At 64.1% G+C, this 22199-nt stretch carries 9 protein-coding genes and 2 pseudogenes; 8 read left to right on the top strand and 3 right to left on the bottom strand.

The window, feature by feature from the left end; all coding sequences use genetic code 11:
• Positions 1 to 2: 2 nt before the first annotated feature.
• Together ACUN0E_RS20770 and ACUN0E_RS20765 are read right to left on the bottom strand one after the other, a co-directional pair.
• Positions 3 to 1538, bottom strand: a complete 1536-nt coding sequence (locus ACUN0E_RS20770) for an FGGY family carbohydrate kinase (RefSeq protein ID WP_445567838.1) — start codon at positions 1536 to 1538, stop codon at positions 3 to 5.
• Positions 1535 to 2998, bottom strand: a complete 1464-nt coding sequence (locus ACUN0E_RS20765; RefSeq protein ID WP_445567837.1) for an MFS transporter — start codon at positions 2996 to 2998, stop codon at positions 1535 to 1537. Before ACUN0E_RS20765 ends, ACUN0E_RS20770 begins: the two co-directional genes overlap by 4 nt.
• A 522-nt stretch (positions 2999 to 3520) precedes the next feature.
• Here ACUN0E_RS20765 and ACUN0E_RS20760 point away from each other — a divergent pair.
• The 7 genes and pseudogenes from ACUN0E_RS20760 to ACUN0E_RS20730 all read left to right on the top strand — a co-directional run bounded on the left by ACUN0E_RS20760 (position 3521) and on the right by ACUN0E_RS20730 (position 10119).
• Positions 3521 to 4192, top strand: coding sequence for an RNA polymerase factor sigma-70 (locus ACUN0E_RS20760; RefSeq protein WP_408390418.1), 672 nt, complete (start codon positions 3521 to 3523; stop codon positions 4190 to 4192).
• 130 nt (positions 4193 to 4322) lie between these two features.
• A complete protein-coding gene (locus ACUN0E_RS20755) occupies positions 4323 to 4580 on the top strand; it encodes an MbtH family protein (protein WP_408233114.1) in 258 nt (85 codons plus the stop codon).
• Between the two features lie 54 nt (positions 4581 to 4634).
• Positions 4635 to 5729, top strand: coding sequence for a TauD/TfdA family dioxygenase (locus tag ACUN0E_RS20750; RefSeq protein ID WP_445567836.1), 1095 nt, complete (start codon positions 4635 to 4637; stop codon positions 5727 to 5729).
• Positions 5726 to 6604, top strand: coding sequence for an ABC transporter ATP-binding protein (locus ACUN0E_RS20745; protein WP_445567835.1), 879 nt, complete (start codon positions 5726 to 5728; stop codon positions 6602 to 6604). The genes ACUN0E_RS20750 and ACUN0E_RS20745 overlap by 4 nt, the downstream gene beginning before the upstream one ends.
• The gene (fhuB, locus tag ACUN0E_RS20740; RefSeq protein WP_445567834.1) at positions 6601 to 8709 is read left to right on the top strand and encodes a Fe(3+)-hydroxamate ABC transporter permease FhuB; all 2109 of its coding nucleotides are present in this window, start codon (positions 6601 to 6603) and stop codon (positions 8707 to 8709) included. Before ACUN0E_RS20745 ends, fhuB begins: the two co-directional genes overlap by 4 nt.
• A 193-nt stretch (positions 8710 to 8902) precedes the next feature.
• Positions 8903 to 9025: pseudogene (locus ACUN0E_RS20735) on the top strand (siderophore-iron reductase FhuF); the annotation flags it as partial.
• 81 nt (positions 9026 to 9106) lie between these two features.
• Positions 9107 to 10119: pseudogene (locus ACUN0E_RS20730) on the top strand (ABC transporter substrate-binding protein).
• 110 nt (positions 10120 to 10229) lie between these two features.
• Here the strand turns inward: ACUN0E_RS20730 and ACUN0E_RS20725 are convergent.
• On the bottom strand, positions 10230 to 11999 hold the full coding sequence (locus tag ACUN0E_RS20725; protein ID WP_445567833.1) for a cyclic peptide export ABC transporter: 1770 nt from the start codon (positions 11997 to 11999) through the stop codon (positions 10230 to 10232).
• 276 nt (positions 12000 to 12275) lie between these two features.
• Here ACUN0E_RS20725 and ACUN0E_RS20720 point away from each other — a divergent pair, with 276 nt between their 5' ends.
• Positions 12276 to 22163, top strand: a complete 9888-nt coding sequence (locus ACUN0E_RS20720) for an amino acid adenylation domain-containing protein (protein ID WP_445567832.1) — start codon at positions 12276 to 12278, stop codon at positions 22161 to 22163.
• The last annotated feature ends 36 nt before the right edge of the window (positions 22164 to 22199 follow it).

The following is a 22199-nucleotide window of genomic DNA, read 5'->3' as shown; positions in this document are numbered from 1 at the left end:
TATCAGTCCCCCCGACTGTTATCGAATGCGCTTGCGTGGGCGAGCTCCGCCTCGACCCTTGCATGCCACGAGGCGCGCCGCTTCGCGCGTGCCCCGGATTCCGCCGACGGTTCGAACACCGCTTCAGTGACGGTAGTGGTGCGCGCGTGCTGCAGCGAATCCCACAGCAAGCCCGACGACCCCGCGAGAAACGCTGCGCCACGCAGGCTGGCTCGATTGCTCTCATGCATGCGGCGCACTGGCATGCCGCTCAGATCGGCTTGAATTTGCAGCAGCGTGTCGCTGCTCGACAGCCCGCCGCCGACCACCAGTTCGGTGGCTTCGACGTCCGCGATCGCCTGATTCGCGTCGATGCACAACGCGACCGAGTGGGCGATGCCTTCAAGAATCGCGTAGGCGATGTCGGCTTGCGTCGTGGCGATGGAAATACCGCTGAGAGAAGCGCGTGCGTTTGGCTGCAATTGCGGCACGCGCAAGCCGGTCAAGGCGGGTAGGAAAGTCACGCCGCGCGCCGAGTTCACCGTCGCGGCGAGGGCGCTGATCTGCGCGGGATTGTCGAACCAGTGCAATTTCTCGCAGATCCAGTTCAGCGCCGATCCGGTGGTCGCGACGAAGGTTTCGAGCGAGTAGTGCGAGACATTGTGCTGACGGCGTGCGGTCATCGTCAGCGTGCCTTCGTGCGAGGTCTCCGTGGTAGGCGGAATGTGCGTGCCCACCAGCAGATCGACGAAGCTGCCGGTGCCATGCACGCACATCGACTGGCCGCGATCGAGGCAGCCGAGGCCCACCGCGCCTGCCAGCTGATCGCCAGCACAGGCGAGAATCGGTACGTCGATGCCTAGCACCTCGGGGCGGGTTCGACCGAATTCATCGGCATCCTGACGAAGTTCTGGCAGGAGGGCCTGCGGGAAACCAAGGGCGTCGATCCAGTCGAGAAAATAGCGGTGGTCGGCAAGTAGATACGCACTCGCCGAGGTCGCGTTGGTCGGCGTCGTCACGCGAACGCGCTCGTTGGACAGATGCCAGAGCAGCCACGTGTCGACGGTGCCGAACGCGAGGCGGCGCTCGCGATGTGCGAGGATCACAGAGGGCGTCGTTTGCAGGTGATGGGCAGCCCACAGGTAAGGCGAGCGCACGCCGGCAGGGCGTCCCACGCGTTCTATCAGCGTGCTGTCCCACTTTGCGGCCAGCCGGTCCAGTTCGCTTGCGTGGCGCGTGTCCTGCCAGACCATCGCGGGCACCAGCGCGCGGCCGGTGTGGGTGTCCCACAGCACGGCGGTGGCGCGTTGTGTCGCGATGGCCAGCGCGACCACGTTCAACTTCGCGCTGGCCGCGCGTGTTAGCGTCTCGCGGCACACGGCGATGGTTTTCTCAAGAATGGTGTTCGCGTCCTGCTCGACGACGCCCGGCCGCGGGCTGTCGACACTGAGCGGCTGGTACTCCAGACAGGAGACCTGTCCGTCAGCGCCGACGACTGCCGCGCGCGTGCCGGACGTTCCTTCGTCGATCGCAAGAATAACGTTTTGATTACGGGTCATCGCTGGGATTTCTCGATTGCCGGGTTCATGAAGACGGGTGCTTCCTCTGCATCGCTTTTGAATTGCGGCGCATCGGGTTCGTTGTCTGGGGTGATGGAGGTGCGCGTCGGGTCCCACTTGATGACGAAGCAGATCACGCTCGCCACCAGAGGCACGATCGCCAGAATCAGGAACGTTTTGTCGAGCCCGTAGTGCTCACGGAACAGCGGGAATACCAGCAGACCCAGCGCGGCGCCGATCGAACCCAGCGCGCCGATCACGCCGTTGGCGCCCGCGCGAATCTCACTGCGAAACGACAGCGAAGAAAGACTCTTGCCGTTCGCGCCGGGACCCGAAGAGTGAAACAGAATGAACAGCGACGGCACGATGACCGCGAGCCACAGCGGCATCTTCGAGCCGAACAGGCCGAGTGCCAGCAGCATCACGAAGACTGCGGCGAAGCCGAATGCGGATGCGCGCCGCAAGCCGAATCTTTTGCCGATGGCCGGCGACATGAAGCCGCCGACGATGCCAAACACGTTGAACAGCAGCGCGCCGAGCGTTGCGTAGACGAAGTCCTTGCCGAACAACGCGGCGCTGATCAACGGCAGATACCAGCCGATCGCGAAGTATTGAATGGATTGGCCGACCTGAACGGTGGCGGCGAGCAGGGTGCGTGGCAAATAGATGCCGCGAAAGATCAGTGCGACGTTCGCGAGCCCACGTGTGGCCTGATTCAGCACCGGCACGCGTTCTTCGACCGGCGCGGCGGAGAAGGTGCGTCCGTAGATGCGGCTCATCGCGGTGGCGGTTTCCACGAGACGTTCCTTGCGCGCCAGCCAGATGGGACTCTCGACCAGAAACACCAGTTGCAGTATGAGGATCGCGATGCCGAACAAGGCGGTCGCCGCCACCGAATAACGCCAGATCGAATCGCCCACGTGCCACGATTGAAAGAGCAGGGCGAGCAGCAGGTTGGAGCAGACGGCGGTGTACCACATGCCCTGCCACGCATTGAGGCGGCTCTTCAGCTTGACCGGCGTGAACTCGGCGAGCATCGCCATGGCAATCGCGAAGTCGATGCCGTACGCCATGCCAACAAAGAAACGGCCCGCCAGAATGACTTCGAAACCCGGTGCGAATACCACCAGCACCGCGCCGATCACCGCGAGGAATTTGGCCAGCACTAAAGGACGGATGCGCCCCCAGCGATCGGCCATCCAGCCGCCGATCGGGTTAAAGGCGATGGCGACCCAGGACGCAAACGACGTCATGAGCGCAATTTGAGGCGCGCCGAGATGGAGATCTCGCGTCATGGGCCCGAGGCCCGCGCTCAAAGCAGAATTGGAAAATGCGTCCAGAAACAGGCCACCGAGTGCAAGCCACCAGATAACGCCGGCTCGACCGGGAATGCCTGAACATGAGTCGATGAATGAAATGACATCGTCGATGCCACGAATCTTAATCGCGATCGTTTGCACAATCGGTCTCCTTTAGTTTTTCTGTAAGAGGCCGGTGCTGTTCGCGGTGCAAATCACGGATGTGTTCCGCTAAGGCGTAAGAGACCATCTTACAGATAGTCTCTTATCTAGATCTGCAGGCAAACTTTATGATGCGTTGTGAAAAGTGTCAAGCGTTGTGAGGAAGAGAATCGAGCGAGGCGGGTTGAGGCGGGGCAGGGATTTCCACTATTGCGCGGCTGTTCCCTGTTTTGAATTGCAAAGAAAAAAGATATGGATACCTAATGTAATTTCGTGGCCGCCTGAACTGGACGATACGGTGCTGGGCACCGAGCACCGAGCACCGAGCACCGAGCACCGAGCACCGAGCACCGAGCACCGAGCACCGACCCCTGAGTCCCTGTCTTTTCAGCCGCCAGCCCGTGGGCGCCTGATTCATCCGTCGAAACTATCGGAAATGTAAGGTTATTCCAAATCTTGATTGAGAATGATTCGCGTTTACGTTAGATTGACGCTCTTCCTTGAGAAATACGGAGCGAATCTATGGCCGAGGTGCTCATCCGGCGGGAGCCTTCAACAGCGATACCGATGTCTGTTTTCAGCGCCGGCGTCGCCTGTCCTCCGGTTCCGCGGCGGGCGCGCACCGAATCCCGTTCTGTCGATTGGGAAAAGGGCACGCTGCTCGACGTGCTGATCGACAACCGGCCGATGCTTGTCAATCTGGCGCGCGGCTTTGTGGGTTGCGCGAGTCTCGCGGAAGACGTGGTGCATGACGTCTTTATCAAACTGGTCGATTTCCCGGCTCAGGATGCCGTGCGGCAACCCGTCGCCTACGTGACCCGCATGGTGCGCAATGCGTCGATCGATGCATTCCGCCGCCAGAGCCTCGAAAACACCTATCACGCCGACGAAGACGATGGCTTGCATGTGCCTTCGCCGGAGCCTTCGCCGGAAGCGGCGCTGCTCGTGCGCGACACGCTGCGGCATGTTTACAACGCGCTCGAGCAATTGCCGCCGCGCAGCCGCGCGGCGTTCGAGATGGTGCGCTTGCGCGAGGAAACGCTGCAAAGCACGGCGCGCGCGCTCGACGTCTCGCAAACGCTCGTGCATTTCATGGTGCGCGATGCCGAGAAGCATTGCGCCGACTGCCTCGACGCCTGCAATCGCGGCGTGGCGGGTCCCGCCTTCTGCAGCGGCCGCGCCCGCCGACGGTAAAAAAGCGCGCGCATCAAACGTCAATTGAGTAGATGCGGTGGGCGAGCGAGATGCCGCCGCCGCTGTTCCGGGGCAATCCATCAGCAGTCTGCTGAGGCATCCCGACCATTCATCGACTGAGCCATTCATCATGACGCAAGCACAGCAAACCCCTTCCGCCGCAGCAGGCGAGGCGGACGATCTTGTCTATACGGTCGTCATCAATGACGAAGAGCAGTACTCCATCTGGCCGACCTTCCGCGCCGTGCCGGCCGGCTGGCGCGAAGTGGGTGTCAGCGGCCCGAAGGTCGCCTGCCTCGCGCATATCGAGTCCGTGTGGACCGATATGCGTCCGGCCAGCTTGCGCCGTCACATGGACGAGGCCGCCTCGAAGGCGAGCGCAGCGTAATCGGGCCGGCCTGGACGAGCCCCAGGTCGCGTCGCTTCTGCAAGAGGAGTTCGCATGACCATGCTTTCGATGCCGTTGCCCACGCTCGCCGATTTATTGATCGAGCCGGGTCTGCCGACTGTCGTCTCGCCGCGTTCGGGCGCGGAGATTTCACTGGAAGAGGCTGCGCCGCTGCTGCAGGCGATCGTTGACGATACGCTCGAAAAGGCCGGCGGCGTGCTGTTCACCGGCTTTCGCGTGGCCTCGATCGATGCCTTCCAGAGCTTTGCCGGTTCGTTCGGGCATCCACTGATCGGTTATGAATTTGCCTCGACGCCGCGCAGTCAGGTGGAAGGCGCGGTGTACACGTCGACGGAATATCCGCCGCATCGCTCGATTCCTTTGCATAACGAGCAGTCGTACACGCGCGAGTGGCCGCTGCGCATCTGGTTCCACTGTGCGCTCGCCGCGCGCGCTGGCGGCGCGACACCGATTGCCGACAGCCGCGCGATCTATCGTGCGCTCGACCCGGTGCTCGTCGAGCGTTTTGCGAAGCGCGAGCTGCTATACATCCGCAACTTCGGGCAAGGGCTCGATCTGCCGTGGGAACAGGCCTTCGGTTCGGACGACCCGAGTGTGGTCGAACGGATTTGCCGCACGCGTGGCATTGATTGCGAATGGCGTGACAGTGACGATGGCGAACTGCTGTTGCGTACGCGCGAGCGCTGTCAGGCGGTAGCACGCCATCCGCGCACCGGCGAGAGGGTATGGTTCAACCAGGCCAATCTGTTCCATCTCTCGTCGCTCGATGAAGACATGCAGGAAGCCTTGATCGATTCGGTCGGGCTTGAAAACGTGCCACGCAACGTCTATTACGGCGACGGCGAGCCGCTCGAGGCGGATGCGCTCGCGGAGATCCGCGGTGTGCTCGATCAGCAGCGCGTTGTGTTTCCATGGCTCACGGGCGACGTGCTGATGCTCGACAACATGTTGACGGCACATGCGCGCGATCCGTTCGAAGGGCCTCGCAAAGTTGTCGTGGCGATGGCGCAGAGCTATAGCGAGGGTCACGGCAAGGGCGTAGTCAAAGGCACCGGCGCTGATGAAGTCGCAGTCAAAGGCACACGCACAGATAGAAGCGACGACGACCAGCGGACGGCCGCGCAATGACGAAAACGCAGGGCGCGGCACTCGCGGCGCAATCGCTGACGGTCGGCTACCGCGATCATGTCGTGCTCCACGGTTTGAACCTGACAATCGCGGCCGGCTGCGTCACCGCTTTGTGCGGACCGAACGGTTGCGGAAAAAGCACGTTGCTGCGCACGCTCGCCGGTTTGCAGCCGGCACGCTCCGGCAGCGTTGAAGTCGACGGCAAGCCGCTCGCTTCATACCGGCGGCGTGCGTTGGCGCGCACGCTGACAATGCTTGCGCAATTCAACCAGATTCCGTCGGGCCTTACCGTACGCGAGTTGGTCGCATACGGCCGTTATGCCTACGGCGGCTGGCTGCGCGGACTTTCGCACGCGGACCATGCGGCCATTGACGAAGCGCTCGTCACCAGCGGGCTCGCGGACGACGCCGCGCGCGACGTCGCAGCGCTCTCAGGCGGCGAACGCCAGCGAGCATGGATCGCGATGGCGCTTGCGCAGCAGGCGCCGATCGTGTTGCTCGACGAACCGACCACGTACCTCGACATCCATCATCAGTTGGACATCCTGCGTGAATTACGGCGCCTGAACCGCGAACGCGGCCTGACGATCGTCTGGGTGCTGCACGACCTGAATCAGGCGGCGGCCTACAGCGACGAAATCGTGTTGATGCGCGCAGGCCGCATCATCGCCCACGGGTCGCCCGACGCGATGCTCGACCCGCGTCATCTGAACGACACCTTCAGTGTGCCGATGCTCAAGATCGCGCATCCGCAGACAGGCGCACCGATGTGCGTGCCGGCCTATGAGGGCAATGCCATGGATATCGCCGGCGCTGGATTCAACCACGAGGCATTGAGCGACGCCGTATCCACGAGCAAGGACCTCGCCGCATGACGACGCTTGCAGCGCGCAAACGCCTGCGCCGTCACGAGTCTGTCATCGATGGCTGGCGTGCGCCCGTGAAAAGCCGTGCAGGGATGATCGGGGGCGCGCTCGTCGCGTTGATCGTCGTAGTGGCTGCATTGCGCCTCGCGCCCGGTTTTCGCACGTGGCTTGCCGCGCCTGCGGGCAGCGATGCCGCGCAACTCGCCGGCATTTTGCTGTTCGACCTGAGCGCGCCGCGTATCCTGGCGGCGTTGGTCGCAGGCGGTTGCCTTGCTATAGCAGGGACATTGTTCCAGTCATTGACTCGCAATCCGCTAGCTTCGCCCGATTTGCTTGGCATCACCGGTGGTGCTCAACTCGGCCTGGTCGCCGCGATGCTGGTGCCGTCGCTGGCGGGCGTGGCCTCGGTGCCGCTGCTGTTCGTTTGCGGCCTCGCCGCCGCAGCGTGCGTGGCCGCAGCAGCAGGCGGCTGGCGCGCGACGCCGTTGCGTCTCGTGCTTGCCGGCAGCGTCTGCATGCTGCTGTTCTCCGCACTCACCACGCTGATTCTCGCGTTTTTCGAGCAAAGCATCGTCGGCGTGTCGCTGTGGGCGAGCGGCAGTCTGTATCAACCGGGCGCGGCGGGTCTGAAGATCGCGGCCGCCTGGCTCGTGCTGCCGCTCATTGCGTTGCCATTCGTGATCCGTCCGCTCGACCCGCTCGCACTCGGCGACGACGCGGCCGCTGCGGCCGGCGTGCGCGTCGACGCGACGCGGCTCGCGGCGATGGTGGTGGCAGTCGGTTTCGCGAGCGTTGCGGTGAGCGTGGCGGGACCGCTGTCGTATGTCGGTTTGATCGCACCGAATCTGTTGCGGCAGGCACGCAGTGCGAAGGCCTCGCGTCTGGCCGTGCTGGTGCCGTTGTCCGCCCTGGTGGGCGGTGCGCTCGTGCTGTTCACCGATAGCGCGGTGCAGGCGCTCGATCTCGGCGCGACGCTCTCGACCGGTGTGGCGATCGCTTTCGTCGGCACGCCCTTGATGCTGGCGATGATTCGCAGCGGCGCGGCGTGGTCGGGCGCGTTGCATGCCGGACAGGACCGTCCTGCCGTGCGCGCCGGCACGCGCTGGGTGCGGATGCTCGATGCGTGGCCATGGCCGTTGACGGCGATGGTATTGCTGACGTTCGGCATCCTGATCGTCTGCGCGGGCGCATCGTTTGGCCCGACCACGATCGGCTTGCATCGCTGGTTGGCCGTCCTGGATCAGCGTGATGAACTCGCGCGCATGCTACTCGAGTTGCGCCTGCCGCGCCTCATCTGTGCCTTGCTGGCAGGTGCGTTGCTGGCCGCAAGCGGGGTACTGATGCAGAGCATCGTGCGCAATCCGCTTGCCGGGCCCGAAGTGCTGGGTGTGACGCAAGGCGCGGGCTTGGCCACGCTCGCGGCGCTCGTCGCGTGGCCGCTCGCAGGACATTCGACGCTGGCGATGGCCTCGCTCGCGGGTGGCGGCGTAACGCTGGCGCTCACGTTATTGCTTAACCGACGGCATCGCTATGCGCCGCTGGCTGTCGCGCTGACAGGCATCGTGATCGGCACGCTATGGACCACGCTGTCCCAATGGCTCATCACGCAGCAAAGCGTGCAACCCGCGCGTTTCGTCGTGTGGCTGGTCGGCGGTACGTACGGGCGCAGTTGGGGTGAAGTGACGACGTTGCTGCCGTGGTGCGTGCTGGCAGTGCCCGTGTTTGCGCTGCTCGCGCGGCCGCTCGATCTGCTCGCATTAGGCGATGACCAGGCGGCGGCGCTCGGTTTGCCGATCGGCGTGCTGCGTCCGCTGGTGCTGACCGTGGCGACGCTGGCTGCATGCGCCGCGGTGGCCGCGGTTGGACCGGTCGGCTTTATCGGTTTGATGGCGCCGCATCTTGCATCGATGCTGGGGGCGCGTGCGCATCGCACGCGTTTGTGGCTCGCCGCCGCGTGCGGTGCGCTGGTGCTGGTGGTCGCCGATATCGCGGCGCGCACGCTGTTGGCGCCGCGCGAAATTCCTGCAGGCGTGCTGACGGCGCTAATCGGCGCGCCTTATCTGCTTGCGTTGCTGATCGTCGAGGCTCGGCGCGAGAAGCGGGGCAAACAGTGAGGCAGAAGCAGGGGTATTCGTTCTCCATCACATTGAACGACGATTTCCACGCACAGTGCTTCGCGGAATATGTGCCGGACTCGATCGCGCACCATTTGGCACATGTCTGGCTCGGCACGCCCGATGCAAGCGACGAACCCACGTTAGCCGAAGACGAACCCGGTCAGCCTGTCGGCGTCGCCGTAACGGAATTCGCGCGCCACGCGCGTGCCGCGTACGTTATGAAATTCCTGGAGAGATGCAACTGTGTGGACGCTGCCCCTTGCTGTTGACGATGAACGACGCGGAAATCGCTTTGCAGGGAGCGTCGCATTGACGAGTCGCGCGAGGAAAACGCAACAGATCACGCGAGTGTGTGCGGCCACGGCGATGGCGGTCACGCTGTTGGCCAACTCCCATGCGTTCGCGCAGGGCAGCGGAGCCAGCTCCGTGCGCGAAAGCGGCGAAAACCGCGCTACCAGCGCAGCCCCGGCCGTTCGCACCAGCACGCAAGCCCAGCAAACCTGCGCATCGCTCGCCGACAATCCAGCCGTCTCCCAGGCAAGTCCCTCGTTGCCCATGCGGCCGAAACGCATTGTCGTGCTCGAATTCATGTTCGCCGAAGACCTTGCCGCGCTTGGCATTACTCCGGCCGGCATGGCCGATCCCGAGTACTACCCGATATGGATCGGTTACGACGATGCGCGCCTTGCCTCGGTACCGGACATCGGCACGCGTCAGGAGCCGAGTCTCGAGGCGATCGCGGCGGCCAAACCGGACCTGATCCTCGGCGTGGGCCTGCGCCACGCGCCGATCTTTGCAGCGCTCGAACGAATCGCGCCCACCGTGCTATTCAAATACGGTCCGAACTTCGCCGAAGATGGCGCCCGCGTCACGCAACTCGATTGGGGCCGCAAAATTCTCCGTACGATCGGCTGCCTGACGGGCCGCGAGGAAGCGGCGCGCACAGTCGAAGCCACGGTCGACGCGGGTTTTGCACGCGACGCGCAACGCCTCGCGCAAGCCGGCCGCCGAGGCGAACAGGTAGCGTGGTTACAGGAGCTGGGATTGCCCGACCGTTACTGGGCGTTTACCGGCAACAGTACGGCAGCCGGCGTCGCGCACGCGCTCGGCCTCGAGTCGTGGCCCGCCGAACCGACGCGGGAAGGCACGTCCTATGTGACGTCGGAAGATCTGTTGAAGAAGCCTAATCTGACGGTGTTGTTCGTCAGCGCGACGGAACCCGGCGTGCCGCTCGCGACCAAACTCGATTCGCCGATCTGGCGCTTCGTGCCGGCACGCAGCGCGGGGCGCGTGGGCTTGGTCGAACGGAATATCTGGGGTTTTGGTGGGCCGATGTCCGCGTTGCGGATGGCCGATACGATGACGGAAACACTGCTCTCCCTACCGGCTCCGTCCGCAAGCAAGTAAGCGGCGGCAAACGGATTAGCGTTATTCGACCTCAGGCTAGGTCTTTATTGCAGTTGCTGCACACCGGGCGTTCAGGCCAACAAGCCCGGCGTGGATCTCACCTAACTCACTTATCCGACTGTGCCGTTTGCAACCGGACTATGCTCCACAGCCTGCGCGGCGCCATAGGTCTCGCTGACGATACTGCCGTTATCCAGCTTCAACACGCGATCCGCCAGGTGGAAGTAGCGATCGTCGTGGCTGATTACGAGCACCGTCTTGCCGCGCGAGCGCAATTCCGGCAGCAGTTGCTCGTAGAACACCGCCTTGAACTGCGGGTCCTGATCCGCAGCCCATTCGTCGAACAGATAGAACGGCCGGTCTTCCAGATACGCGACGACCAGCGCCAGACGTTTGCGCTGCCCGGTGGAGAGCGCGCGCGTCGAGAACGCGCCGTTCACCACCTGGACCTTGTGGTCGAGTGCCAGCTTCGCAACCAGTGCGTTCGCGCGGGCGTCGGCCTGCGCACGCGATGCGGCGTTCGGATCGACGATACCCAGCAGCGCGTCGAACAGGTGGAAGTCGTTAAATACGGCAGTGAAGCGCTGCCGGTACGCGGCGCGTTCGGCCAGGCCGATCGGCTTGCCGTCCAGTTCGATCGTGCCGTCTTCCGGTTCGTACAGGCCGGTGAGCACCTTCGCGAGCGTGGTTTTGCCGCTGCCGTTGCCGCCGACGATGAACACCATCTCGCCGGGCCTGAAAGTCAGATTGACCGGCCCGACGCGGAACATCCGTTCGTCGCGCTCATGGAAATACGAGTGGGTGACGTCGCGCAACGTCAGGGTCTGGTACGGCGCGTGTGACGCGTTTTCATCAGGCGGCGGCGCGGTGCGCAGTGCGCCGAATTCGCTCATCACCTTTTCGATGCGGTCGAGTGAGACACGCGCGGCATTCAGCGTCGGCACGTTGTTCAGCAAGCCGTCCAGCGGCAGCAGCATGAACAGGAACACCACGACATAGCCCGACGCGGAAGGCGTGTCGGCGTGCACGCCGAGCGCCGGCCAGAACGCGGCGACGCCCAGAAACACATAAAACAGGAACACGATCCAGCCGACCCCGACCGCATAGGCGCTGAACGCCTGACGCCGGTGGTCGCGCACTTCGTCGATAGCCGAGCCGAGCTGACCGTCGACGAATTGGCGCGAGCGGGCCTGATGCAATTTCAGTTCTTTTGCACCCGTGAACAGCGCGCCGAGATAGCCGAACAGTTTGTCCTGCGAGCGGCCGGCGGCTTCGAGCGAGGCGATGGCCCGCTTGTCACCCGCGTGATAGCCGAGCGAACCGACCAGAATCGCGGCGACCGCGAGCAGGCAGACCGGCCAGGACAGCCACGCCAGATAGCCGAGGCAGCCGAACACGATCGAACCGTGCATCACGAGATTCGGCAGCGCGAAGAACAGCATCGACACGTTGGTGGCGTCGTCGGTCAGCACCGACTGCACGGGCGCCGCGCCGATCCGTTCGACGTCGCGCAGCTCGGCCTCGGCGACGCGTCGCGCGACATGCGCGCGCAGTTGCGCCATCGTGTCCTGCGAGAGCCGCGCAAACAGCACGCCGGTGATGACGCGTGTGACGAGTGCAATTACCGCGCATAGCGCGAAACGCATCGCAAGCGACATGTCGGCGGCGCCAGATTGCGACAGCGCGCGGCTCAAGGTCGCGACGAGCAGCACGCTCGCGATGCCGTTCAGCACGCAGGCGGTGAGCGCGATCGCGAAGGCGCCACGCGAGCGCTTGAGCAATGCCACGATCAGGCGCATGGCCGGTTTGCCAGTGGCTTGACTGGCGGTTGTGGGAGAAAGCGAGGGTGGCGCGTCGTAGCGCTCGTTGGCAGCGGTCATCGGCAAAGGGTCGCAGTGGGTCGCAAGGGATCGGTGAAATGCAGCGCATGCGGGCGGCATATCAGTGGGGCGCAAAGACACGCCCCTCGCTTGATAGACGAATGGCCGCTGCAAACATTTACCGTCTATCGCTGTTTGTCGCATCGAAGCGATGCAGTCCGAATAAATCGATGCTAGCGGTAAAGATTCTCGGTCGCGGTTCGTCACACCCAATGAAGCGGCCCATTGCGGCCTGCGACTTGGCCGATGCGGCCAGTTCTAACGGATTTCACGCCCATGACGAGCTTCCCGATTGCATTGCACCACCGAATCCGCGCTCTGGCGCGTATCGAACCCGATGCGCCCGCGCTGGCGTCGTTCACGCCACGTACCGTGCGGCTGACGCGCGGAGAGTTGGATAGCCGTGCGGCGCGGCTTGCCGCGCAACTGAGGGCGGCAGGCGTCACGACGGAGGTGCGCGTCGGCGTATGTGTCGCGCGTTCGTGCGATCTGTTTGTCGCATTACTCGCCGTGCTGAAGGCGGGCGGCGTGTTCGTCGCGCTTGATCCACGACATCCGGCGGCACGGCTCGACTGGGTCGCGCAGGATGCGGGTCTTGCTCACGGCATTGTCGACGCGTCCGCCGATGCGGCCATGCGCGCGCGTTTCACGCAGTGTTTCGACGTGGAAAACGATGTTTTGACAGACGTCGCCGCTGCGCGTTTCGATGGCGACGACGAGCCGGTGCATCCGCGCGCGGCTGCTTACATGATCTACACATCCGGTTCGACGGGCACGCCGAAAGCGGTGGCCGTCGAACACGGGCCGCTTGCCGCGCACGGCGATGCGCTCGCTGAATCGTTGCCGATCGACGGCACGGATCGCGTGCTGCATTTCGCTTCGGTGAATTTCGACGTTTCGATCGAAGCATGGCTGGTGCCGCTTGCCGTGGGCGGCAGTGTGGTGATCAGCGATCCGCCGCCGTTTCCGCCAGAGGCCACGCATGGCTTCATGCTGCGAGAGGGCGTGACCAATACCACACTGCCACCCGCTTATCTGCGCGAGTTCGCGAACGTTTGCGAGCGCCTTGGCGTGCCACCTTCGCTGCGCGTGCTGCTGTTCGGTGGCGAGGCGATGTCGCAGGACAGCTTCGACGAGATTCGCCGCGTGTTCCCGTCGATCCGGCTCGTCAACGGTTACGGGCCGACCGAGGCGGTGATTTCACCGATGCTGTGGCCGGTCGACCCGGGCACGACACCGGCACTCGAGGTCGGAAACGGTTACGCGTCGCTGCCGATCGGCTGGCCGATCGGGCGCCGCGTGGCGCGTATCGAAGGCGCGGCGCAACGCGGTGAGGCGGGCGAACTGCTGCTTGGCGGCGTGTGTCTCGCGCGTGGCTATCATGGCCGCGCGGCGCTTACCGCCGAACGTTTTTTGCCGGACGCCAATGGCGAACCGGGTGAACGGATCTACCGCACCGGCGACCTCGCGCGCGAACGCGTGGACGGCTCGTTCGATTATCTGGGCCGCATCGACGATCAGGTGCAAGTGCGCGGCGTTCGTGTGGAACCCGGTGAGATTGCGGCATGCCTGCTGACGCATCCGGCGATCGCCGATGCGGGTGTGCTCGCTGAACCAATGGGTGGCAGGACGCAACTGATCGCCTGTGTGGTACAGAAGGAAGCGCTCGGCGACGCAGTATTGCAGGCGCATCTCGCTGCGCATTTGCCGCAAGCGTGGCTGCCGCATCGCTTCGCGCGCTTCGCCCGTCTGCCTTATACGCTGAACGGCAAGCTCGATCGTGCTGCGTTGCGCGATGCCGTGGCGGCACAGCCCGTTGTGGCCGCTGCCGATTATGTCGCGCCCCAGACCGCCACTGAGCAGCGGCTTGCCAACCTCTGGCAAACACTCCTGAACGATCCCACGCCGATCGGTCGCACCGACCGGTTCTTTGCACGCGGCGGCGATTCGCTCGCGGCGATGCAATTGCAGGCGGCTATCCGGATCGAATGGCGCGTGAATTTACGGCTCGATGCACTGTTCGACGATCAAGCGCTCGAGACACTCGCGGCGCTGATCGACAACAGCGAGACTGAATCGGCTGTGAACCGGCACCAGAAAATTACGGTAATGCAGCCTTCAGCCGCCGCGTTTGTCGACCGTGCTGCTTCATTCGCCCAGCAGCGTTTCTGGGTCCTCGCGCAAACTCAGGACGCCGGCTCGGCGTATCACGTCGCCGTGCAATGGGACGTGCAGGGCGCACTCGACCTCGGCACGTTGCAACGTGCGCTCGATTCTCTGATCGGGCGTCAGGAGGCCTGGCGCACCACGCTCGTCGAAACGGACGAGGGTATCGTCATGCAGCGCATTCATGCCGCATTGCCCGTGCGGATTGCCGATGTCGATCTGCACACCAGTAGTGAAGGCGAGCGGACATCGCGGCTTGCGGCGTTGATGGAGCAACACGTCGGCGCAGCGTTCGATCTATCGAACGGCCCGTTAGTGCGTGCCACGCTCATCACGCTGACCAACAACACGCAACGCTTCCTGTTGACGACCCATCACGCGATCAGCGACGGCTGGAGCTCGCGTTGCGCCTTCGACGAACTGCAAACGGCCTACACGGCGTTCGCCCTGGGGCGCACGCCGCAATTGCCCACGCTGCCGGTTCAATACGCCGACTATGCGCAATGGCAGCGCGACTGGCTCGCCGCAGGCGAAGGCGAGCGCCAGCTCGCGTATTGGCGCGACGCGTTGCGCGTTGCGCCCGAACCGCTGGCATTGCCGCTCGACCGGACGCGCCTGCCGCAACACGACTATCGCGGCGGCCGGCTCGCCTTGCGATTGCCGGAAACGCTCTCCGCCGCGGTGCGCGAAACCGCACGGCGCGCACAGGCGTCACCCTTTACCATGCTGCTGGCTGCTTTCGACGCTTGGCTCTATCGACTGACTGGCGCAACCGACATCGTAGTGGCCGCGCCGATTGCGCATCGGCAACGTGCGGAAACCGCGCCACTGGTCGGACTGTTCCTCAACACGCTCGCATTGCGCGCGCGTGTCGCGCCAGGTCAATCGTTCGCCGCCTTGCTCGATGGTGTGCGTCGCTCGGCGTTCGATGCTTTCGCGCATCAGGATGTGCCGTTCGATCAGGTGCTCGATGCGGTCAAGCCGCCGGTGCGGCGTGGCGAAGAATGGCTCAAGGTCAAATTTGCGCAGCAGTTCGATCTGGAATTGACGGCTGAATTGCCGGGCGCTGCGGTGCAGATGTCGCCGGGGCTCGATCTTGCTGCGCGCTTCAATCTCGCACTCGATTTCACCGACGATCCGCGTGGCATCGAACTGGTGGTCGCGTATGCACTCGACGGCATCGATGAAGCGACCGCCCAGGCGTGGCTCAACAGCTATGCCGCGCTAGTCGCCGATGCAGTGCGTGATCCGCAACGCGCGATTGCTGAACTGGATTGCGCGGATGGGGCTGAATATGGCGCGGCGCGACATGGACGCGAGCTTCAGCCTGAGACAGATAGCGTGTTTGCGCTTTTCGCGCGTCATGCGAGTGAAACGCCGCATCGCGTCGCGCTTGCGGACGCGGACACGCAACTTACATTCGCCGAACTCGACGACGCGTCGGACCGCATAGCGCTCGCCCTGCAGCGGCGTGGAGTGGGTGCGGAGCAGCCGGTTGCAGTATGTATCGAGCGCTCGGTGCGCTTCGCGGTGGCGCTGCTTGGTGTGATGAAGTCGGGGGCCTACGCAGTACCGCTCGATCCAGCTTCGCCGCACGAGCGGTTGGCGGCTGCTGTGGATGCCTGCGGCGCGCAATGGATGCTGACCGCAGGGGGCGTGCAAGCCACGCTGGCGGTGGGCGATGCCACGACGCTGGATCTCGATGCACTTGCGCAAGGTTCGTCGCTTGCTGGGCTGGAGATTGCCGCAAGCGCGAGTTCAAGTATCAACTTGGGCGCTAACGCGGAGGTGAGCGTCGGGGCCAACGTCGGCCGCAACGTCAACGTCAACGCCAACGCCAACGCCAACGCCAACGCCAACGCCAACGCCAACGCCCCGCGTCCGGCTCCGTTGCCCGACCAGGCCGCCTATCTGATCTTCACATCAGGATCGACCGGCGCGCCCAAGGGCGTTGTGATCTCGCATCGCGCGCTGGTTGATTACGTTGAAGGCATGCTGGACGAGCTCGCCTTTGCCGCAGGAGCGTCGATGGCGATGGTCTCCACCGTTGCCGCCGACCTCGGTCACACGACGCTATTCGGTGCGCTTTGCTCGGGCCGCACACTGCATCTGCTGCCGGCTCAATGCGCGTTCGATCCCGATCGCTTCGCTCACGAAATGCGTACGCGCGACATCGGCGTATTGAAGATCGTGCCGAGTCATCTGCATGCACTGCTCGATGCGCAGCAGGCTGCCGACGTGCTGCCCGCCCACGCGCTGGTAACGGGCGGCGAAACGCTGCCGTGGTCGCTTGTCGAACGGATTGCGGCGCTCAAGCCGGCGTGCCGTGTCATCAATCACTACGGTCCGACCGAAGCAACGGTTGGCGCATTGACCTTCGATACGTCCGCGCCGGCGCAGGCCGTGTTGCGCTTATCGAACGCTCGCGCCGTGCAAGCGGGCCTTGCTGCGCAACCCACGCAACCCACGCAAACCGTGCCGCTCGGCCTGCCGCTGCCAAACGCCTATGCGTGCGTGCTCGACACTCACGGCGCGAGCGTGCCGCCTAGCGGGATCGGTGAACTGTATCTAGGTGGTCCAGGCCTCGCACGTGGCTATCTGAACCGCGCTGCCGCAACTGCCGAGCGCTTCGTACCGCATCCGTTCGCTCCGGGCGAACGCCTCTATCGAACCGGCGACCGTGTACGACTGCGCGCCGACCGTCGGCTGGATTTTCTTGGGCGGCTGGACGATCAGGTGAAAATTCGCGGCTATCGCGTCGAGCCTGGCGAAGTGAGTGCGGCACTGCGCGCACTCGAGGGCGTCGCTCAGGCGGAGACGCTTGCTGTGGACCATGAAGGCCGTTTGCGCCTGGCATCATTCGTGGCGTCCTCTAACGGTGCACGCCTCGACGAGCCGACGCTACGTGCAGCGCTGACCGCGCGCCTACCGGATTACATGGTGCCCGCGGTGTTGCTGATCGTAGCCGCGTTGCCCGTGACCGCGAACGGCAAAGTCGATCGAGCGGCATTGCGCGCGCTTGCCGTCGCGCCGACACCGTCCGTTGCAGAAGGCGACACACCACAAGGGGCGACGGAAGAGGCACTTGCCACCGTCTGGAAGGAAGTGCTCAAAACCGAACGCGTGGGCCGCGACGACAACTTCTTCGAACTGGGCGGCGATTCGATTCTGGTGTTGCAGGTGATCGCGCGCTCACGCAAACGCGGTGTGCGCTTTACGCCGAAGCAGTTGTTCGACGCGCCTACGCTCGCGCAACTCGCCTGTGTTGCAACAGCGGTGGATGCGGCCGCACCGGCTGCGTCGAAAGCGCATTCCACATCGGCTGCGCCCAAAGCACAGGGTTTGCCGTCAACGTCTGGACAGAGCACGACGCTCACTCCCGCCCAACTGCGCTTCTTCGCGCTGGATATCCCGCAGCGTGGTCACTGGAACCAGTCCATCGAACTTGATGCCCAGGCACCATTCGACACCGATGCTTTCGCCCGCGCATTCGAAACCTTGCTGACGCATCACGAGGTTTTCCGCCACCGTTTCGCACCGAGCGGCCCGCTTGGAGAATGGCAGATCACGTTCGCCGGGCGCGCGTTCGAAGCGCTACCGTTCGCGGTTGCTGCCGCACGCGACCAAACCGATGCGCTCGCCCAGTTCGACGCGCTGCAAAGCACGCTCGATCTGACGCATGGCCCGCTCGTCTGCGCCTTCGCCGCGCTATTGCCGGACGGAACGACAAAGCTTTATCTGGCGATTCATCACCTCATCGTCGACGGTGTGTCGTGGCGTGTGCTGCTGGACGATCTCGATACCGCCTATCGTGCAGCGCGCGAACGCCGCACGGTACGTCTTGCGTCGACCGGCACGAGTGCGCAGGATTGGGCGGCTCGGCTTGCTCATGCGGCGCGCGACGCAACGAACTCGCCATTTGCCGCCGAAGTGCCGTATTGGGCGGCCCTCACGGAACCTTGCGACGAACTGCCGCTCGACCATCCGCACGCCAAGGCAAGCAACGCCGACGCGCAAACCGCCATCCAGACGATCGACGCCGATCTGACACGCGCCGCATTGACCGAGGCAAACGCGGCCTACCGTACGCAGATGATCGAATTGCTGATCGCGGCCCTGGTGCAGTCGCTCGGCATGCCACGATGCCGCATCGAACTCGAAGGCCATGGCCGCGAGGCGTTATTCGACGATGCCGACGTGAGCCGCACGCTCGGCTGGTTGACGAGCCACTATCCGGTGCAGTTTACGGTCGAAAGCACGCCGGCGGCGACGCTCGGCGCGGTTAAGGACGCACTGCGCGCGGTGCCGAACAAGGGGCTCGGCTTCGGTGTGCTCCGCCACTACGGCGATGCGACGCCGCGCGCGGCGCTCGCCGCCGTGCCGCGGCCGCATGTGACCTTCAATTACCTCGGCCAGTTCGATGCACCGCGCGAAGCGGCTTTGGTGCCCCGTTTCGGCGGCGCAGGTTGCGAGCGCGATCCCGCTGGTCCGATCGGCAACGCGCTGGCGATTCACGCGTATATCGACGGCGATGCCGCACGCACGCTAAAAATCCATTGGGTGTACGGCGCGACCCAGTTCGAGCGCGCGACGATCGACGCGCTCGCGCAGCGTTTCGAAGCCGCGCTCGCTGAGTTGAGCGCCGCATGCGCGGCGCGTCTCGCACAACGCGGCGGCGGCGCCACGCCCGGCGACTATCCGCTCGCGCGTACGGGAGGTCTCACGCAGGCTGCGTTGGAGCGCCTGCCCCTCGATCTGCGCACCATCGACGATATCTACCCGCTCTCGCCGATGCAGCACGGCATTCTGTTTCACTCGCTGTTTGCGCCCGAGCAATCGACGTATGTGAATCAACTGGTCGCGACGCTGATCGATCCGGACGTCGAGCGTCTGCGCGCCGCGTTTGAGGGCGCCGTGCCGCGTCACGACATCCTTCGCACCGGGTTTACGCCCGATGAAGCCACGCCAATGCAGATCGTGCATCGCCAGGCACGCCTGCCGGTTGAGATCCTTGATTGGCGTGAACGAGGTGAGGGTGCACTCGGCGCATTTGAAACCTGGCTCACTGACGACCGCGCGCGCGGCTTCGATCTGACGTCCCCGCCTTTGATGCGCGTCGCGCTGATCCGCGTGACGGATCAGGCGTGGCGTCTCGTCTGGACCCGCCATCATTTGCTGCTCGACGGCTGGAGCACGGCGCGTTTCTTCGCCGACGTACTGCGCGACTATATCGAGCCGCGGCGTCCGCAACCGTTCGCCGCACCGGCTAAAACGCGCTACCGCGATTTCATCGCGTGGCTCGCGGCGCGCGATACTGAAGGCGAGCGTGCGTTCTGGCTGCAACGTCTTGCGCTGATCGATGAACCGACATTGATCGCCGACCGTGAGCGCGAACATGATCGCGACCTGGAAAGCTCACGTGTGACGCAACATCTCACGCGCCGCGAAACCTTCGACGCCGATACAACGACACGTCTTACCGAAACGGCGCGCCGTCTGAAAGTCACTGTCAACACGATGGTGCAGGGCGCATGGGCGCTTGCTCTGCAACGAATGACACATCGCACGGCAGTCGCATTCGGCGCAACCGTGGCAGGCCGCCCCGACGCGCTAGCCGATGCCGATACCGTGCTGGGCCTGTTCATCAACACGCTGCCGGTCATTACCGCGCCATTGCCGCAACGCAGTGCATCGGCATGGCTGCACGAATTGCAACGCGACAATGCCGCCGCAGCGGAACACGCGCACACGCCACTCTACGAAATCCAGCAGTGGGCGGGGCAAGGTGGCGGCGCGCTGTTCGACACGCTGGTCGTATTCGAAAACTATCCGGTCGATGAAGCCTGGCAAGGACGCGACGAACGCGCCCTCAAGCTGCGTGAGCTGCGCAATATCGAGGCCACCGATTTCGCGCTCACGCTCGTGATCGAAGCCGGCACGGCGCTCACGATCGACTACGGCTACGACACCGCGCAGCTCGATGCGACTCGGGTGGCCGCTTTGCATAGCGCATTTGCCGCGTGCCTGACCGCCTTGATCGCCGATCCGCATGCACCACTCGGCACGATCTCGATTGCGACCGCCGACGATCTCGCCACGCTGGCGAGCGCCAATGCGACCACGCAATCGTGGCCGCAAGCGCAGCAGCAGCCGTTGCATCGGCAGTTCGAGCGAGCTGCTTTCGCATCGCCCGACGCAATCGCGCTTGAATTCACCGATCCGCAAGGAGATACGCAGCAAATGACCTACGGCGCGCTCGATGCGAACGCCAATCGGGTCGCGGCTGCGCTCATCGAAGTGGGCGTTCAGCCGGATACGGCGGTTGCGTTGTGCGTCGAGCGTTCATTCGACATGGTGGTGGCGCTAATCGGTGTGCTGAAAGCGGGCGCGGCGTATCTGCCCATCGATCCCGACTATCCGGCCGAGCGCATCGCCTATCTGCTCAACGACGCAAACCCGGCCGTCGTGCTGACGCAGCCGCATCTGCGTGAACGTGTCGCCGCAGCGGTCGAAGGCATCGACGTCAGGATTCTGAGCGTCGACGAACTGCTCAGCGCCGACGCCACGCTCGCTGCGCCGGTGGAAGTCGCCTCCGATCAACTCGCCTATCTGATCTACACATCCGGATCGACGGGTAAGCCGAAGGGCGCCGGCAATACGCATGGCGCGCTGGCGAACCGGATTGCGTGGATGCAGGACGCCTATCGTCTGAACGCTGACGACGTCGTGCTGCACAAGACGCCGTTCGGCTTCGACGTATCGGTATGGGAGTTTGTCTGGCCGCTCGCGGTCGGCGCGAAACTTGCGATTGCGGCGCCGGGCGATCATCGCGATCCGGCACGTCTGGTCGTGGCAATCGAAACGCATCGCGTCACAACGCTGCATTTCGTACCGTCGATGCTCGCCGCGTTCCTTGCTCACCTGGAAGATTTCAAAGTTGCGGCTCGCTGTTCGAGCATCGAGCGGATTGTCGCGAGCGGCGAAGCGCTCGCACCGGAACTGGTGGCGCGCGTCGCGCAGCATTTGCCGAATGCACGCCTCTACAACCTGTACGGACCGACCGAAGCTGCTATCGACGTCTCGCACTGGCGTTGCGATACGCGTGATGCAAACGCGGTCTCCGTGCCGATCGGTCGCCCGATCGCGAACCTGCAACTACATGTACTCGATGCGGCGTTGCAGCCGTTGCCGAAAGGAGCGGTCGGTGAGCTGTATTTAGGCGGAGTGGGACTCGCACGCGGCTATCTCGGTCGTGCCGCACTGACAGCGGAGCGCTTCGTCCCGGATCCTTTCATTGAAGGTGCCCGTCTCTATCGAACCGGCGACCTCGCCCGCCGTCGCGCGGACGGTGCCCTCGATTATCTCGGCCGTATCGATACGCAAGTGAAGCTGCGCGGTCAACGCATCGAACCCGGTGAAATCGAAGCCTTGCTGCGTGCAGAGCCGGGTGTGCACGACGCGGTGGTGATCGTGCGTGATGAGCAACTGGTCGGCTATGTTGCGCGAGGCGTGGACAACACGATCGACACGCATGCGTTGCTCGAGGCGCTGCGTGCCCAGTTGCCCGCGTACATGGTGCCCGCGCAATTGATTGACATGGAGGCGCTGCCGGTTACGCCGAACGGCAAGTGCGATCGCCATGCATTGCCCGCACCGGTTCGTCGTCTTTCATCTGGCGAGGACGCGGTTGCTTCTCTGCAAACCGCTACCGAACGCGAGCTGGCCGAGATATGGAAACGCGTCCTGCATCTGGAAGCGATCGGTCGCGACGACGATTTCTTCACGCTCGGCGGTCATTCGCTGCTCGCGACTCAGGCCAACGCGCAGGCCAATCTGCATTGGACGCTGATCCTCCCGCTGCGCACGCTCTTCGACGAACGCACGCTGCAACGCTGCGCCGCCGCGATCGATCGCGCGTTAGCCGAGCGCGGTACGGGTGCCGGTGAGGACACCGCGAGTGCGATCGACGCACTCCTCGGCGAACTCGAGTTGCAATAAACCATCACGCCGACAAGCATTGAGCACTGAGACAAC

The sequence above is a fragment of the Paraburkholderia sp. D1E genome (assembly GCF_052682275.1).
This window is presented reverse-complemented; position numbering and strand designations above follow the sequence as displayed.

What these genes read in the sequence shown, in the direction of transcription:
- ACUN0E_RS20770 (WP_445567838.1), bottom strand. Translation starts at nt 1,538, where the DNA reads ATGACCCGTAATCAAAACGTTATTCTTGCGATCGACGAAGGAACGTCC.
- ACUN0E_RS20760 (WP_408390418.1), top strand. Translation starts at nt 3,521, where the DNA reads ATGGCCGAGGTGCTCATCCGGCGGGAGCCTTCAACAGCGATACCGATG.
- ACUN0E_RS20755 (WP_408233114.1), top strand. Translation starts at nt 4,323, where the DNA reads ATGACGCAAGCACAGCAAACCCCTTCCGCCGCAGCAGGCGAGGCGGAC.
- ACUN0E_RS20750 (WP_445567836.1), top strand. Translation starts at nt 4,635, where the DNA reads ATGACCATGCTTTCGATGCCGTTGCCCACGCTCGCCGATTTATTGATC.
- ACUN0E_RS20745 (WP_445567835.1), top strand. Translation starts at nt 5,726, where the DNA reads ATGACGAAAACGCAGGGCGCGGCACTCGCGGCGCAATCGCTGACGGTC.
- fhuB (WP_445567834.1), top strand. Translation starts at nt 6,601, where the DNA reads ATGACGACGCTTGCAGCGCGCAAACGCCTGCGCCGTCACGAGTCTGTC.
- ACUN0E_RS20725 (WP_445567833.1), bottom strand. Translation starts at nt 11,999, where the DNA reads ATGACCGCTGCCAACGAGCGCTACGACGCGCCACCCTCGCTTTCTCCC.
- ACUN0E_RS20720 (WP_445567832.1), top strand. Translation starts at nt 12,276, where the DNA reads ATGACGAGCTTCCCGATTGCATTGCACCACCGAATCCGCGCTCTGGCG.